The organism is Thermomonas aquatica (genome assembly GCF_006337105.1).
GTDB classification, from domain to species: domain Bacteria; phylum Pseudomonadota; class Gammaproteobacteria; order Xanthomonadales; family Xanthomonadaceae; genus Thermomonas; species Thermomonas aquatica.
This window is the reverse complement of the sequence record NZ_CP040871.1, coordinates 2,562,788-2,577,478: the sequence shown is the minus strand read 5'-3', so window position 1 is coordinate 2,577,478 and position 14,691 is coordinate 2,562,788. Positions and strand designations below refer to the sequence as shown.

General features: G+C 69.0%; 19 protein-coding genes. 12 read left to right on the top strand and 7 right to left on the bottom strand.

What is annotated here, in order from left to right; all coding sequences use genetic code 11:
• Positions 1 to 102 precede the first annotated feature (102 nt).
• Complete coding sequence (gene tesB, locus FHQ07_RS12190) at positions 103 to 1,008, top strand: acyl-CoA thioesterase II (protein ID WP_139717070.1); 906 nt, start codon at positions 103 to 105, stop codon at positions 1,006 to 1,008.
• Between the two features lies 1 nt (position 1,009).
• Entirely contained in the window at positions 1,010 to 1,822 is an 813-nt protein-coding gene (locus FHQ07_RS14470; RefSeq protein ID WP_206202322.1) for a hypothetical protein, read from the top strand.
• 51 nt (positions 1,823 to 1,873) lie between these two features.
• Here the strand turns inward: FHQ07_RS14470 and FHQ07_RS12180 are convergent, their stop codons facing one another.
• Positions 1,874 to 2,467: an EF-hand domain-containing protein gene (locus tag FHQ07_RS12180; RefSeq protein ID WP_139717069.1), complete on the bottom strand. Its 594-nt coding sequence runs from the start codon at positions 2,465 to 2,467 to the stop codon at positions 1,874 to 1,876.
• A gap of 119 nt (positions 2,468 to 2,586) precedes the next feature.
• Here FHQ07_RS12180 and FHQ07_RS12175 point away from each other — a divergent pair, with 119 nt between their 5' ends.
• Complete coding sequence (locus tag FHQ07_RS12175) at positions 2,587 to 3,306, top strand: arginyltransferase (protein ID WP_139717067.1); 720 nt, start codon at positions 2,587 to 2,589, stop codon at positions 3,304 to 3,306.
• A 3-nt stretch (positions 3,307 to 3,309) separates the two neighbouring features.
• Here the strand turns inward: FHQ07_RS12175 and FHQ07_RS12170 are convergent, their stop codons facing one another.
• Both FHQ07_RS12170 and purT read right to left on the bottom strand, forming a co-directional pair.
• A complete protein-coding gene (locus FHQ07_RS12170) occupies positions 3,310 to 3,672 on the bottom strand; it encodes a hypothetical protein (protein ID WP_139717065.1) in 363 nt (120 codons plus the stop codon).
• 12 nt (positions 3,673 to 3,684) lie between these two features.
• A complete protein-coding gene (gene purT, locus FHQ07_RS12165; protein WP_139717063.1) occupies positions 3,685 to 4,890 on the bottom strand; it encodes a formate-dependent phosphoribosylglycinamide formyltransferase in 1,206 nt (401 codons plus the stop codon).
• Between the two features lie 91 nt (positions 4,891 to 4,981).
• Here purT and FHQ07_RS12160 point away from each other — a divergent pair, with 91 nt between their 5' ends.
• The 9 genes from FHQ07_RS12160 (at position 4,982) to FHQ07_RS12120 (ending at position 11,272) form a co-directional block, all read left to right on the top strand.
• A complete protein-coding gene (locus tag FHQ07_RS12160) occupies positions 4,982 to 5,893 on the top strand; it encodes an SdiA-regulated/phytase-like domain-containing protein (RefSeq protein ID WP_168191557.1) in 912 nt (303 codons plus the stop codon).
• A 95-nt stretch (positions 5,894 to 5,988) separates the two neighbouring features.
• Entirely contained in the window at positions 5,989 to 6,852 is an 864-nt protein-coding gene (locus tag FHQ07_RS12155) for an SPFH domain-containing protein (RefSeq protein ID WP_139717060.1), read from the top strand.
• Between the two features lie 14 nt (positions 6,853 to 6,866).
• Positions 6,867 to 7,052: a type II toxin-antitoxin system antitoxin gene (locus tag FHQ07_RS12150; RefSeq protein ID WP_139717057.1), complete on the top strand. Its 186-nt coding sequence runs from the start codon at positions 6,867 to 6,869 to the stop codon at positions 7,050 to 7,052.
• The gene (locus tag FHQ07_RS12145; protein WP_139717055.1) at positions 7,049 to 7,219 is read left to right on the top strand and encodes a DUF4177 domain-containing protein; all 171 of its coding nucleotides are present in this window, start codon (positions 7,049 to 7,051) and stop codon (positions 7,217 to 7,219) included. Before FHQ07_RS12150 ends, FHQ07_RS12145 begins: the two co-directional genes overlap by 4 nt.
• 1 nt (position 7,220) lies before the next feature.
• The gene (locus tag FHQ07_RS12140; RefSeq protein ID WP_240703487.1) at positions 7,221 to 8,612 is read left to right on the top strand and encodes an alpha/beta hydrolase; all 1,392 of its coding nucleotides are present in this window, start codon (positions 7,221 to 7,223) and stop codon (positions 8,610 to 8,612) included.
• A gap of 15 nt (positions 8,613 to 8,627) precedes the next feature.
• Complete coding sequence (locus FHQ07_RS12135) at positions 8,628 to 9,161, top strand: PH domain-containing protein (protein ID WP_139717054.1); 534 nt, start codon at positions 8,628 to 8,630, stop codon at positions 9,159 to 9,161.
• Positions 9,158 to 9,370 carry a hypothetical protein gene (locus FHQ07_RS12130; protein WP_139717053.1) on the top strand — a complete coding sequence of 71 codons (213 nt, stop codon included), beginning with the start codon at positions 9,158 to 9,160 and terminating at the stop codon, positions 9,368 to 9,370. Before FHQ07_RS12135 ends, FHQ07_RS12130 begins: the two co-directional genes overlap by 4 nt.
• A gap of 28 nt (positions 9,371 to 9,398) precedes the next feature.
• Positions 9,399 to 10,217 carry a M15 family metallopeptidase gene (locus tag FHQ07_RS12125; RefSeq protein ID WP_139717052.1) on the top strand — a complete coding sequence of 273 codons (819 nt, stop codon included), beginning with the start codon at positions 9,399 to 9,401 and terminating at the stop codon, positions 10,215 to 10,217.
• Entirely contained in the window at positions 10,214 to 11,272 is a 1,059-nt protein-coding gene (locus tag FHQ07_RS12120; protein WP_139717051.1) for an acyltransferase family protein, read from the top strand. The genes FHQ07_RS12125 and FHQ07_RS12120 overlap by 4 nt, the downstream gene beginning before the upstream one ends.
• A gap of 3 nt (positions 11,273 to 11,275) precedes the next feature.
• Here FHQ07_RS12120 and rfbD read toward each other — a convergent pair whose 3' ends face one another.
• The 4 genes from rfbD to rfbB are packed head-to-tail and all read right to left on the bottom strand — an operon-like array spanning position 11,276 to position 14,679.
• Positions 11,276 to 12,166: a dTDP-4-dehydrorhamnose reductase gene (gene rfbD / locus FHQ07_RS12115; RefSeq protein ID WP_139717050.1), complete on the bottom strand. Its 891-nt coding sequence runs from the start codon at positions 12,164 to 12,166 to the stop codon at positions 11,276 to 11,278.
• Positions 12,163 to 12,723, bottom strand: coding sequence for a dTDP-4-dehydrorhamnose 3,5-epimerase (gene rfbC, locus FHQ07_RS12110; protein WP_139717049.1), 561 nt, complete (start codon positions 12,721 to 12,723; stop codon positions 12,163 to 12,165). The genes rfbD and rfbC overlap by 4 nt, the downstream gene beginning before the upstream one ends.
• A 10-nt stretch (positions 12,724 to 12,733) precedes the next feature.
• On the bottom strand, positions 12,734 to 13,627 hold the full coding sequence (rfbA, locus tag FHQ07_RS12105; protein ID WP_139717048.1) for a glucose-1-phosphate thymidylyltransferase RfbA: 894 nt from the start codon (positions 13,625 to 13,627) through the stop codon (positions 12,734 to 12,736).
• Positions 13,624 to 14,679 carry a dTDP-glucose 4,6-dehydratase gene (gene rfbB, locus FHQ07_RS12100; protein WP_139717047.1) on the bottom strand — a complete coding sequence of 352 codons (1,056 nt, stop codon included), beginning with the start codon at positions 14,677 to 14,679 and terminating at the stop codon, positions 13,624 to 13,626. Before rfbB ends, rfbA begins: the two co-directional genes overlap by 4 nt.
• Positions 14,680 to 14,691 lie beyond the last annotated feature (12 nt).

Sequence of the window (14,691 nt, the reverse complement as noted above, 5' to 3'; positions counted from 1 at the left end):
ACGACGCGCGGCCCTCGGGCATTTGCGCAGGCGCATTTCGAGCGCCGAAGCGAATGCCCGAGGGCCACGCGTCGGGCGACAAGCCCCGCCTATAATCGCCGGATGAATTCCCACGTCTCCGAACTGATCGAACTGCTCTCGCTGGAGCGGCTGGAAGACAACCTGTTCCGCGGCCAGAGCCGCGACATCGGCACCAAGTACGTGTTCGGCGGGCAGGTGCTGGGACAGGCCCTGTCCGCCGCGCAGGCGACCATGGACTCGGCCGGCGAGCACCGCGACGCGCATTCGCTGCACGGCTATTTCCTGCGCGCCGGCGACATCGAGGCGCCGATCGTCTACAACGTCGACCGCACCCGCGACGGCGGCAGCTTCTCGGTGCGCCGGGTCACCGCGATCCAGCACGGCCAGCCGATCTTCTTCCTGGCCGCCTCCTTCCAGCAGCAGGAGGACGGCGCCGAGCACCAGTTGTCGATGCCGGAAGTACCCAAGCCCGAGGACCTGCACGAAGCGCCTTCGCTGCCGCCGGAGGAACTGGCGAAGTTGCCGAGCAAGGTGCAGCGCTGGCTGGCGCGGCGCGGGCCGTTCGAGTTCCGCCACGTGTATCCGCGCGACGAACTGAACCCGCCCAAGCGCCCGCCGTTCCAGCAGGTCTGGTTCCGCCTGACCGAGCCGGTCGGCGATGCGCCGGAACTGCACCGCGCGCTGCTCGCCTATGCCAGCGATTTCCACCTGCTCGGCACCGCCACCTTCCCGCACGGCATCAGCTACTACCAGCCGAACGTGCAGATGGCCTCGCTCGACCATGCGCTGTGGTTCCATCGCCCGTTCCGCGCCGACGACTGGCTGCTGTATTCGATCGACAGTCCCAGCGCGCAAGGCTCGCGCGGGCTCGCCCGCGGGCAGGTCTTCGACCGCAGCGGGCGGCTGGTCGCCAGCACCGCGCAGGAAGGCCTGATCCGGGTGGTGCCGGCGGACAAGGCCGGCACCCCGTTGCACGCGAAGGGTTGAGATGAGGCAGGTATTCAGCAGCCCGCGCCTGGAGAACGTCGAAGCCGTCGCCGAGTTGCTGCGCGCGGAAGGCATCGAGGTGCGGATCAGCAACGACCGTTCCTACCGCGGCAACCGCCGCAGCAGCTTCAGCTATCGCGACAGCGACGACGCCGGCCCGCAGCCGGCTGTCTGGATCCTCAACGCCGAGGACCAGCCGCGCGGCCGCCAGCTGCTGCGCGAAGCCGGCCTGCTGGAAAGCTCGCGCGCCAGCGAAGGCAGCTACCTGCCGCTGCCGGCGCTGGATGGCGGCGGCACGCGCACGATCGAGGCCGGCAAGCGCGGCCGGATGCGAGTCCGGCTGGTGCTGCTGGGGCTGATCGGGATCGTGGCGGTGATGATCGCGTTCTCGTTGCGCGACAAGCCCGGCGCCGGGCCGGCGACGACCGCCGCCCCCGCCGCCAGGCCCGCGCCGGTGATCGTCCCGCAATCCAGCGAGGAGCTGCAGGCCTTCCGCGTGGACGTGCCGACCGCACTGGCCAGGCTGCTGGTCGAAACCGAGGTCGCCAAGCGCGCGCCGGCGCGGGCCTGCATCGCCATCGACGGCAAGGATCCGTCGCCGCAGTTCATGCAGGGCCTGCGGCACGATGCGAAGACCCGGGTGTTCGCCGCTTCGGCCTGCCCCGATGGCGATGCCTACGACGTCGACGTGCACGACTACATGACCGACGGCAGCGGCAGCGGCAGCGTGCAGTTGATGCTCGACGTCGAGGATGCGCGCACCGTGGACGTGGAGCGCGAAGGCGAGCGCTGGCGCGTGCTGCGGGTGCATTGACGCAAGCAAAAACGGCCCGCATCCATGCGGGCCGTTTGCTTCCAGCGTTGCTTACCGCTTCGGCGGGAACGGACCCGGGTTCGGGTTGTTGCGCGGCAGGCGCTTGCCGGCGCCGCCATGCATCCGCCCGCAGGCCTCGCCCATCCTGTCGAACTCGGCGCGGCTCAGTTGGCCGTTGCCGTCGGCATCGGCCTTGGCGAAGCATTCGCCGCGGCGCTGGGCGACCCGCGCCTGCATGTCGGCGCGATCGATGTAGCCGTCCTTGTTGAAATCCATCTGATCGAAGCGCTCGCCTGCCCTGGCCTGCGCGGCCTGCGCCTCGGCGCGGCTGATGCGGCCGTCGTGGTCGGTGTCCGCGGCGCGCATCCCGCCGCGTCCGCCGCCACGGTGGCGCATGCCGCGCATGTGCCGACGCTCGTCGGCGCTGAGCTTGCCGTCCCTGTTCTTGTCGAGCTGGTCGAACTTCTGGGCCAGCATCGGCGCCTTGGCCGCCTCGGCGCGGTCGATGGCGCCGTCCTTGTTGGCGTCGAGCTGGATGCGCGGCTTGCCGGCGGCAGGGGCCGCGGTCTGCGCGCATGCCGCGGCGGACGCCAATGCGATGGTGACCGCCACCGCCAGCACACCGGAAACGTGGAGCTTCTTCATCGTGATTCCTCTCGCGAACCGGCAGCGGCCGGACTTGCAGAGGAAAACGCCGGCGCGCGCGGGCGGTTGACAAGCCCGGCTTGCGCGCCGCTGAACGGCAGCGGCGGTATGCTCGAACCATGGGCACCGATGCCGACAACGTCCGCATGTTCCGCACCGGCACGCATCCGTGCGGCTACTGGGCCGACCGCCAGGCGCGCGACCTGGTGCTGGATCCGCACGACCCGCGCCTGCCGCAGCTGTACCCGATGGCGCTGGACTGGGGCTTCCGCCGCTCCGGCGACATCGTGTACCGGCCCAGCTGCGTCGGCTGCCAGGCCTGCGTGGCGGTGCGGGTGCCGGTGGCGGGCTTCCGTCCGGACCGCAGCCAGCGCCGCTGCCTGAAGCGCAATGGCGATGTCGATGCGCGCATCGTCGCGTCGGTACGCACCGGCGAGCACCTGGGGCTGTACCGCAAGTACCTGGCCGCGCGCCATCCGGGCGGCGGCATGGACGACCACGGCGCGCCGGAGTTCGAACAGTTCCTGATCGGCTCGTGGAACGAGGGCCGCTTCCTCGAACTGCGCGAACACGGCAGCCACCGCCTGCTCGCGGTCGCGGTCACCGACCTGGTCGATGGCGCGCTGTCCGCGGTCTATACCTTCTACGATCCCGACGACAGCGAGCGCGGACTCGGCACCCTGGCCGTGCTGAAACAGCTGGAATGGGCCGCACGCGACGGCCGCGCGCACCTGTACCTGGGCTACTGGATCGCCGGCCACGCCAAGATGGATTACAAGCGCCGCTTCCAGCCGCTGGAAGGCTTCAACGGGCGCGGCTGGGCGCGCCTGCAGGCCTGAGCCTCAGGCGCCGGGCTTGGCATCCTGTGCCGGCGCGGCGGCGACCGGCGCCGCCGGCGCCAGACCCGGCTCCAGCACCGCGCGCAGCGGCTTGACCCGATTGTAGAAGCCGAATTCCTCGTCGCTGCGCGCGGACACGATCATCCGCACCATGTTGCCGGGCACCATCAGTTCCAGCGCGACCTCGCGGCCCTCGGCGGTGCGGCCTTCCAGGGTCATCTCGATGAAGGCGCCGGCGGTGTCGACCTCGCGGCAGGGCACGTGCGGGCCGGCGGGGCCGTCCTGCAGGTAGGGCTTGATCGCCTCGCCCAGGGCTTCGAGCGCCGGGGCGAAGAAGAACACGGCGTATCCGGTCGTTTCGTTCATGCGCTCAGTCTCTCATTCCTGCAGCAAATCCACCGTCAAGGCCGCGGCGGCCTCGCGGGCGATGCTGCGTGCATCGTCGATATCCGTGCCGCGGGCCAGCGTCACCGCCACCCGGCGGTGCCCGGCCACCCGCGGTTTGCCGAACAGGCGCAACTGGGTGTCCGGCTGGGTGAGCGCGGCTTCGACATTGTCGAACACCGGCACGCCGTGGCCGTGCGCGAGCACCGCGCAGGACGCGGACGCGCCGAGCTGGCGGATCTGCGGGATCGGCAGGCCGAGGATCGCGCGCGCATGCAATGCGAACTGCGACAGGTCCTGCGAGGCCAGCGTGACCAGGCCGGTGTCGTGCGGGCGCGGGCTGACTTCGCTGAACCAGACCTCGTCGCCCTTGACGAACAACTCGACGCCGAACACCCCGCACCCGCCGAGGTCGTCGGTGATCGCGCGCGCGATGTCCTGCGAACGCTGCAGCGCCAGTGCCGACATCGGCTGCGGCTGCCAGCTCTCGCGATAGTCGCCGTCCTTCTGCAGGTGGCCGATCGGCTCGCAGAAGCCGGTACCGCCGGCATGGCGCACGGTCAGCAGGGTGATCTCGTAATCGAAGTCGATGAAGCCCTCGACGATGACGCGACCCGCGCCGGCGCGGCCACCGGTCTGCGCGTAGTCCCACGCCGCATCGACGTCGGCTTCGCCGCGCACCAGCGACTGGCCGTGGCCGGACGACGACATCACCGGCTTCACCACGCAGGGGATGCCGAGCGCGGCGACCGCAGCGCGGTAATCCTCGACGGTATCGACGAAGCGGTACGGCGAGGTCGGCAGCCCCAGCGTTTCCGCGGCGAGCCGGCGGATGCCTTCGCGATCCATGGTCAGGCGCGCCGCGCGCGCGGTCGGGATCACCCGCTGGCCCTGCTCCGCTTCCAGCTCGACCAGGGTCTGGGTGCTGATCGCCTCGATCTCCGGCACCACGACATGCGGGCGTTCGCGTTCGATCAGCGCGCGCACCGCCGCGCCATCCAGCATGTCCAGCACATGGCTGCGGTGCGCGACCTGCATCGCCGGTGCATTCGGGTAGCGGTCGGCGGCGATCACCTCCACCCCGAAGCGCTGCAACTCGATCGCCACTTCCTTGCCCAGTTCGCCGGAGCCGAGCAGGAGCACGCGGGTTGCGTGCGGCGAAAGCGGCGTGCCGATTCTGACGGGGCTCGTCCGGGTCATGCGGGGTTCCGGTGCGTGGGGAAGCCGCGATTTTAACGGAGGCAACGGCCGGGACTGTCGCCGCGGCGCGGGTCCATGCCATCCTCCGCGCATGCCGATCCACCCACGACTGCGGCTGCCCGCACTCGCCGCGCTCTGCCTGTGCGCGGCCGCGTGCTCGCCGCCGTCGCTGCCGTTCGCGCGGCTGGCGGGGCTGATCACCAGCGGCGACCTGGACGAAGTCAGCGGGCTGGCCGCCTCGCACGTGCACGACGATGTGCTGTGGGCGATCGAGGACAGCGGCAACCCGGCGCGCCTGTACGCGATGTCGCGACGCGGCCGCGTGCTGGCGCGCTACAAGGTCGAAGGCGCGAAGAACACCGACTGGGAAGACATCGCCAGCTTCGACCTCGACGGCAAGCACTATCTGATGGTCGCCGACACCGGCGACAACGGCGGCCTGCGTCGCAACTTCGTCCTGCACGTGTTCGAGGAGCCGAAGACGCTGCAGAACGGCACCCTCAAGCCGGCATGGTCGATCCGCGCGCGCTGGGCGGACGGCCCGCGCGATTGCGAGGCGGTGGCGGTGGACGCGGCGGCCGGCAAGGTGCTGCTGGTATCGAAGAAGCGCAAGCCGCCGGAGCTGTTCGCCCTGCCGCTGGCCGATCCGCATGGCGAGTGGCGCGAGGCACGGCGGATCGGCCGCCTGGCCGGGGTGCCCGAGGCCGATGCCGACCTGCAGCGCAGCGATCCCAAGCTGGCCAAGCTGTCGCCGCAGGTGACGGCCGCCGACCTCTCGCCGGACGGACGCACGCTGGCGGTGCTGACCTACGGCAGCGTGCTGTTCTATGCCCGCAAGGCCGGCGAGGACTGGGGCGAAGCGGTGGCACGGGCGCCGGAAGCGCATGACGTGCCGCTGATCCCGCAGGCCGAAGCGCTGGCCTGGAGCAAGGGCGGCGGCGGCCTGTATGCCAGCGGCGAGTTCTCCCCGGCGCCGATCTTCTACCTCAGCCCGAACCGCTGAGATCCCCGACCGTTCGTCGGCCGGCGCTTGGCAGACAGATATCATTTTGATATCAATATCTCGCCCACCCATTCCGGGTGGTTTCGAGAATCGTCATGAAAGAGACCCCGATCCGCTCCCTCCCCGGCATCCCGATGCTGCTGGCCTTGCTGGCCGCGATTGTCCTCTGCGCCTGGATGGTGATCTCCGGCGTCCAGATCGGCGCCCCGCTGCAAGTCGTCGCCGGCATCGTGCTGGGCACCGTCGCGGCGTTCTGCCTGCTCGGGCTGTACATGATCGAACCCAACCAGTCGGCGGTGCTCAGCCTGTTCGGCAAGTACGTGGGCACGGTCAAGGAGAACGGCCTGCGCTGGAACAACCCCTTCCTCGCCAAGAAGAAGGTCAGCCAGCGCGTGCGCAACTTCGAGAGCGGCAAGCTCAAGGTCAACGAGCTGGACGGCAGCCCGATCGAGATCGCCTCGGTGATCGTGTGGCAGGTGGTCGATGCCTCGGAAGCCGTCTACAACGTCGACGACTACGAAAGCTTCGTGCACATCCAGGCCGAATCCGCCCTGCGCGCGATGGCCACCAGCTATCCCTACGACCAGCACGAGGACGGCCAGCTGGCGCTGCGCAGCCACGCCAGCGAAGTGGGCGAGCACCTCAAGCAGGAACTGCAGGAGCGCCTGGCCGATGCCGGCATCGCGGTGCTCGACGCGCGCATCAGCCACCTCGCCTACGCGCCGGAAATCGCCCAGGCCATGCTGCAGCGCCAGCAGGCCAACGCGATCATCGCCGCGCGCACCCGCATCGTCGCCGGCGCGGTGGGCATGGTCGAGATGGCCCTGGCCGAGCTGCAGAAGAACGGCGTGGTGCACCTGGACGAGGAACGCAAGGCGCAGATGGTCAGCAACCTGCTGGTCGTGCTGTGCGGCGAGCGCAGCACCCAGCCGATCGTCAACACCGGCTCGCTGTACTGAGCCCGGCGGCGACCGTGAGCGAGAAGAAGGCCTATCCGCTGCGCATCAACGCCGAGGTGTTGGCGGCGGCGCAGCGCTGGGCCGACGATGAACTCCGCAGCCTCAACGCGCAGATCGAGTACGTGCTGCGCGAGTCGCTGCGCAAGGCCGGGCGGCTGCCGAAGGCGCCCGCCGACAAGCATGAAGGGGAAGCGAAATGAGCAAGCGCTGGTCGTACAAGGTGGTCGAGGTGAAGCCGCAGTGGCTGGGCATCAAGCCGAAGCAGCTGGAAGAGACGCTGGCTGCGCTCGGGCAGCAGGGTTGGGAATTGGTCTCGGTGACCACCAACGGCATGAACGCGATGCTCTACCTGAAGAAGGAGATCTGACGTGCTGCATCTCATCCACCTGCTCGAACGCCGTTTCGGCGCGCAACGCGCCTCGCACATCGGCATGCGCCTGCTGCTGGCCTCCGCCTTGTTGCTGATGCTGGGCCTCGGCCTGTTGCTGTCCGGCCGCGCCGCCGCGCAGGCTGCACCGGTCGATGGTGCCGGCATCGCCACCCGCTTGCTCGACCACCTCGACGCCGGCCGCTATGCCGATGCCGAAGCGATGTTCGGCCCCGAGATGGCCAAGGCGGTGCCTGCCGACAAGCTGAAGGCGGTATGGGAATCGCTGCCCGCGCAGGCCGGCGAAGCGCAGGGGCACGGCGACGTCGCGACGATGATGCAGGGCGACGCCACGCTGGTGAAACTGCCGCTGCATTACGCCAAGGCCGAGCTGGTGGCGAAGCTGGCGATCGGCGCGGACGGCAAGATCGCCGGTTTCCTGATCCAGCCGGCGGAAGCGCCGGCCGTCGCCGCGCCCGTCGCCGCAGACGCGAATTTCAGCGAACGCGAGTTCAGCGTCGGCGCAGGCGAACGCGCCCTGCCCGGCACGCTGGCGATGCCCAAGGGTGATGGGCCGTTCCCTGCGGTCGTCCTCGTCCATGGCTCCGGCGCGCACGACCGCGACGAAACCATCGGCCCGAACAAGCCCTTCCTCGACATCGCCCGTGGCCTGGCCGCGCAGGGCATCGCGGTGCTGCGCTACGAGAAGCGCAGCAAGGCGCGCCCGCAGGACTTCGCCGGCGGCAACTTCGGCGTCGACGACGAAACCACCAACGACGCCGTGCTCGCGGTCGATGCGCTGCGCAAGGCCGAAGGCATCGATCCCAAGCGCGTGTTCGTACTCGGCCACAGCCAGGGCGGGATGATGGCGCCGCGCATCGCCGCGGTCTCCGGCCATGTCGCCGGGCTGGTGCTGATGGCCGCGCCGGCGCGGCCGTTGCTCGACATCGTGATCGAGCAGAACCGGCGGATGGCGGTGCTGGACGACGGCAAGACCAGCGATGCCGAACGCGATGCGATCGCCGTGCTCACGGAACAGGTTCGCCAGACCCGCGATCCGCTCACCGATCCGGCGACGAAGACGGTACTGGGCCAGCCGGTCGGCTACTGGCGCAGCATCGATGCGGTGGACGCGGTCGCCGACGCGCAGTCGGTCGCGCTGCCGATGCTGGTGCTGCAGGGCGCGCGCGACATCCAGGTGGTCGATGCCGACTGGGGCCGCTGGCGCGGGGCGTTCCACGCGGACAAGCGCGTCGAATTCAAGCTGTACGAGAAGCTCAACCACCTCGGCATCGCCGGCGAAGGCGACGGCAACCTGGCCGAGTACAACGTGCCGGGCCATGTCGACGCGACCCTGGTCGACGACGTGGCGAACTGGATCAAGGCGCACTGACGGAGACGACACGACATGGCAAGCCCGCAAGCCCGCGAATTCCCGGTTGCGCCCTTGCAGCCGATGGTCTGGCCGATCGCGATCCTGCTGACCATCGTGCTGCCGCTGGCGATCACCGCCGCGGTCGTGTTCGGTTCGCAACAGCGGCCGCTGCCGGGCGCTGCGATGGCGACGCTGCTCGGCGTGCTGCTGCTGACCGCGCTGGTGCTGGCGATGCTGGGGCGGCGGCGGATCACGCTGGAAAACGGCATGCTGGTCGTCGCCGCGGCGTTCTACACGCGCAAGGCGCCGGTGGCGAGCCTCGACCTTGCGCATGCGCGGATCGCGAGCCTCGACGAACGCACCGAATTCCGCCCGGGGCTGAAAACCAATGGCTATGGCCTGCCCGGCTTCCAGGCCGGGCATTTCCGCCTGCGCAACCGGGCCAAGGCCTTCTGCCTGCTGACCGGCCAGCAGCGGGTCCTGATCCTGCCGCAGCAGGACGGCGCATTCCTGCTGCTCAGTCCCGAGCAGCCGCAGGCGTTGCTGGATGCCCTGCGCGCCGCATGACCGTCCTGCAGGAGGTTGCCCGGATGAAGCCGTTCACCCGCATCGCCGCACTGCTGCTCGCCGTGGTCGCCGTGTTGCAGGCGACCCGCTTCCTGGCCGGATGGCCGGTGACCATCGACGGCTTCGCCGTGCCGGCATGGGCGAGCGGGTTGGTCGCCGCCATCGCCGGCCTGCTCGCGTTCATGCTGTGGCGCGAGTCGAAGCGTTGAATCAGGGCGGCTGCGCTAAGCTGCGCGCATGCCACGCCTGCCGCCGGTTCCGCTGAAGATCGCGCTGCTCAACACGCCGGAGATCGAACTCTGGCCGGCCGCGCTGTTGCGCGCGCGCAGCAACCACGATGCCCGCGCACTGTCGCGCGCCAGCCGCGTGTTGCGGCGCAAGCGCGATGGCGCCTATCTCGCCGCCGACCTCGCCGAAGGCCTGTTGCCGCTGCTGCCGAACCTGCGCCGCGAACCCGGTCTCGACGCTGCGCTGGATGCGCTGGAATCGGCGCCGATGCATGCGCGCAGCGGCCTGGAGCATGTCGGCGAGCTGCCGCTGCATCGCCTGCAGGAACGGCTGGATGCGCTCGGCATCGATGAAGCCGACTATGCCGATCGCACCGGCCTCGGGCTGGTCGCCGAACCCGACTGGCTCGCGTTCGCCGGCTTCGACCGTTATCGCCGCCCGCTGTGGCTGCGTGTCGATGCCGCGCGCGCATGGCTGCGCATGCGCGACGAAGCACGGCGCGACGGCGCGCTGCTGGAAGCGATCTCCGGCTACCGCAGCCACGACTACCAACTCGGGATCTTCGGGCGAAAATCCGCGCGCGGCCTGTCGCTCGACGACATCCTCGCGGTCAACGCCGCCCCCGGCTTCAGCGAACACCACTCCGGACTGGCGTTGGACATCGGCACCATGGACGAACCGCCGGCCGAGGAAAGCTTCGAACGCACCGCGGCGTTCGCCTGGCTGCGCGAACATGCCGGCGAACACGGCTTCGCCATGAGCTACCCGCGCAATAACCCGCACGGCATCGTCTACGAACCGTGGCATTGGCGATACGCAGGGGCATGACCGCGCCCACCATCGCCACCGCTTGGGCCGGGCAGCGCAACAACTTCAACCTGATGCGGCTGGTCGCGGCGTGGATGGTGATCTACGGCCATGCGCATGCGATCACCGGCATTCCCGGCAACGACGGCATCGCCTGGCTGACCCAGCTGCGCGGCGCGGGTGCGGTGGCGGTCGACATGTTCTTCGTGATCAGCGGCTTCCTGATCGCCGCCAGCCTGGAGCGCAACACGGCGCGCGGCTACCTGGTGTCGCGCGGCCTGCGCATCCTGCCGGCGTTGCTGGTGTGCGTGGCGCTGACGACCTTCGTGCTGGGCCCACTGCTCACCACCGCGGCGGACTACTGGCGGCAGCCGGCCACGTGGAATTATTTCCTGGTCAACGCCACGCTGCTGCTCAGCCGCTTCCAGCTGCCGGGTGTGTTCGCAGGCCATCCGCTGGACGTGATCAACGGTTCGCTGTGGACGCTGCCGAACGAGGCGAAGCTCTACATCCTGCTGCTGATCGCGTGGCTACTCGTATTGCTCGCGCCGAGGCGTTACACCCCGCTATGGGCGCTTGTGATGCTGGCCGGATACGCGCTCGCGCGGCATTACTGGCCCTTGCCCGACCATATCCAGAAATACGGCGAGTGCACCGCGTTCTTCATCACCGGCACCCTGCTGTGGGTGAACCGCGAACGCATCCGGCTGTCGGGCTGGGCGGTCCTCGCGTTGGTCGCCATGTTCGCGGCGTTGCGAGGCACCGGTTGGTCGCACCTGCCCTACTTCGGCCTGCTGACCTACGGCACGTTGTGGCTGGGCCTGCGCGCGCGCCTGCCGATGATCCGCCACACCGATCTCTCGTACGGGCTGTACCTGTACGGCTGGCCCGCGCAGCAACTGGCGTGGATGCTGCCGGCGGGCAAGACCATCGCCGGCAATATCGCGATCGCGACCGCGATCGCCATGGCATGCGCGGCATTGTCCTGGTTCCTGGTCGAACGTCCGGCCCTGCGGCTGAAGAGGCGTTTCGTGGCGCGCGGGCCGGAGGCGTCGCCGGTGGCGGCGCAGGCCTGAACCTCAGCGGGACGGCGCCAGCGCTTCCAGCGTGCGGCGCAATCCATCGCGCCACTGCGACGGTTCGACGCCGAAGTCATGACGCAACTTCGCGGTGTCCAGCACCGAATAGGCGGGGCGCCGCGCCGGCGTCGGATAGTCGGAGGTCGGGATGGCGACGACGCGCGGCTTGCGCGCGATCAGGCCACGGGCATGCGCATCGTCGATGATCGCCTCGGCGAAACCGTGCCAGCTGGTGGCGCCGCCGGCGGTGAGGTGCCAGGTTCCGGATTGAGCGACCCCAGCGCGAATCAGTGCCGCGGTGGCATCGGCGATCCACGCGGCCGGCGTCGGTGCGCCGACCTGGTCGGCGACCACGCGCAGTTCGTCGCGTTCACTCGCCAATCGCAGCATGGTCAGCAGGAAGTTCTTGCCGTGCGATGCATACACCCAGGCCGTGCGCAGGATCGCGTGGCGCGCGCCGCTGGCGCGGATGGCGGCTTCGCCGGCGAGCTTGCTGGCGCCATAGACGCCCAGCGGCGAGGTGGCATCGTCCTCGCGGTACGGCCGGGTGGCGCTGCCATCGAAAACGTAGTCGGTCGAGTAATGCACCAGCAATGCACCGGATGCGGCGCATGCACCGGCCACTGCAGCCGAGGCTTCGGCATTGATGCGGAACGCCGCATCGGCATCGCTTTCGGCCTTGTCGACGGCGGTATAGGCGGCGGCATTCACCACCACATCCGGCGCGACCCGTGCGATCAATGCCGCCAGCGATTCCGGCGCATCGAAATCCGCGATCGCGTCGGCTTCGGCGCCATCGCGGGTGGCGACCACGATCTCGCCCAGCTGCGGCAGGCTGCGCCGCAGTTCGCGGCCGACCTGCCCGTTGCCGCCGAGCAGCAGCAGTTTCATGCGATGTAGAGCGGCAGGCGTTCGGCCGGCATCTCGGCCAGCAACGGCGCGATGGCGTCCTTGCCCGACAGCGAGACCTCGGCCAGCGGCCAGTCGATCGCCAGTTGCGGATCGTCCCAGCGCAGCGAATTGTCGCTGGCGCGGTCGTAGGGCGCGGTGCACAGGTAGGTGAACACCGCGGTCTCGCTCAGCACCAGGAATCCGTGCGCGAAGCCTTCCGGAATCCAGAAATGACGCTTGTTGTCCGCGCTCAGGATCGCTGCCGCATGCCGGCCGTAGGTCGGCGAACCGCGGCGGATGTCGACGGCGACATCGTAGACCTCGCCTTCCAGCACGCTCACCAGCTTGCCCTGCACGTTGCCGGGCCACTGGTAATGCAGGCCGCGCAACACGCCGCGCTGGGAGCGCGAGACGTTGTGCTGCACGAATTGCGTGGGCAGCCCGTGTTCGGCGAAGCGCGCGGCGTTCCAGCCTTCGTAGAAATGGCCGCGCTCGTCGCCGTACACCGCCGGCTCGATCATCACGCAGCCCGGCAAGCCGGTTTCGATCAGTTTCATGCGTTTGGGCTCACTCGATGCGGCCGTGCTCGAGCAGGCTCAGCAGGTACTGGCCATAGCCGTTCTTGGCCAACGGCATCGCCAACGCGCGCAGCTGCTCGGCGTCGATCCAGCCGTTGTGGAAGGCGATCTCCTCCGGGCAGCACACGCGCAGGCCCTGCCGTTTCTCGATGGTCTCGATGTAGGTCGAGGCCTCGACCAGCGACTCGTGGGTGCCGGTATCCAGCCAGGCGTAACCGCGGCCCATCTTCTCCAGCTGCAGCGAATCGTCGTCGAGGTAGCAACGATTGAGGTCGGTGATTTCGAGCTCGCCGCGCGGCGACGGTTTCAGCCCGGCGGCGAAGTCGCTGGCGCGGCCGTCGTAGAAGTACAGGCCGGTGACCGCATAGTTGGACTTGGGTTTTGCCGGCTTCTCTTCCAGCCCGACCACCTTGCCGGAGGCATCGAACTCGGCCACGCCGTAACGCTCGGGATCGCGCACCCAGTAACCGAACACGGTGGCGCCCTGCTCGCGCGCATCCGCGCGTTGCAGCAGTTCGGTCAGGCCGTGGCCATAGAAGATGTTGTCGCCGAGGACCAGGCAACTCGGGCCGCCGGCAAGGAAGTCGCGGCCGATCAGGAAGGCCTGCGCCAGCCCGTCCGGGCTCGGCTGCGCGGCGTACTCGATCTTCATGCCCCACTGCGAACCATCGCCCAGCAGGTTGCGGAACAGCGCCTGCTCGTGCGGGGTATTGATCACCAGCACTTCGCGGATGCCGGCCAGCATCAACACGCTGAGCGGGTAATAGACCATCGGCTTGTCGTACACCGGCAACAGCTGCTTGCTGATCGCCTGGGTGATCGGATACAGCCGGGTGCCGGAACCGCCGGCGAGGATAATGCCCTTGCGTTGCGTCGCGCTCATGCGGCGGCTCCGATCCGCTCAAGGCGATACGAACCGTCGAGCACGCGCTTCACCCAGTCCTGGTGGTCGAGGTACCAGTCGATGGTTTCGGCGATGCCGCGCTCGAAATCGTATTTCGGCTCCCAGCCCAGTTCGTCGCGCAGCTTCGATGCATCGATCGCGTAACGGCGATCGTGGCCCGGGCGATCGGCGACGTAGGCGATCTGCGATTCGCGCGGTTGCCCGTCCTCGCGCGGGCGGCGCTGGTCGAGCAGCGCGCAGATCGCCTTCACCACCTCGATGTTCTGCTTCTCCGCATTGCCGCCGACATTGTAGGTCTCGCCCACGCGGCCCCTGGCCAGCACGGTGCGGATCGCCTCGCAGTGGTCGCTCACGAACAGCCAGTCGCGCACCTGCTTGCCGTCGCCGTACACCGGCAGCGGTTCGCCAGCCAGCGCCTTGGCGATCACCAGCGGGATGAGCTTTTCCGGGAAGTGGTACGGACCGTAGTTGTTGCTGCAATTGGTGGTCAGCGTGGGCAGGCCGTAGGTGTGGTGGAAGGCGCGGACCAGGTGGTCGGACGCGGCCTTCGATGCCGAGTACGGCGAGTTCGGCGCGTACGGGGTGGTCTCGCTGAACTTGCCGGTTTCGCCCAGCGTGCCGTAGACCTCGTCGGTGGAGACGTGCAGGAAACGGAACGCCTGCTTCGCCTCGCCTTCCAGCGACTTCCAGTGATCGCGCACCGCCTCCAGCAAGGCCAGCGTGCCGACCACATTGGTCTGGATGAACGCCGCCGGGCCGTCGATGGAACGATCGACATGGCTTTCCGCGGCGAAATTCACCACCGCGTCCGGGCGATGCTCGGCCAACAGCTTCGCCACCAGCGCGCGATCGCCGATGTCGCCGTGCACGAACACATGGTTGGCGTCGCCATCCAGCGAGGCCAGGGTGTCGCGGTTGCCGGCATAGGTCAGCGCATCCAGGTTCACCACCCGGATGCCGTCGCCCACCGCGCCCAGCACGAAATTGCCGCCGATGAAGCCGGCGCCGCCGGTGACCAGCCAGGTCGTCATGCGTCAGCGTCC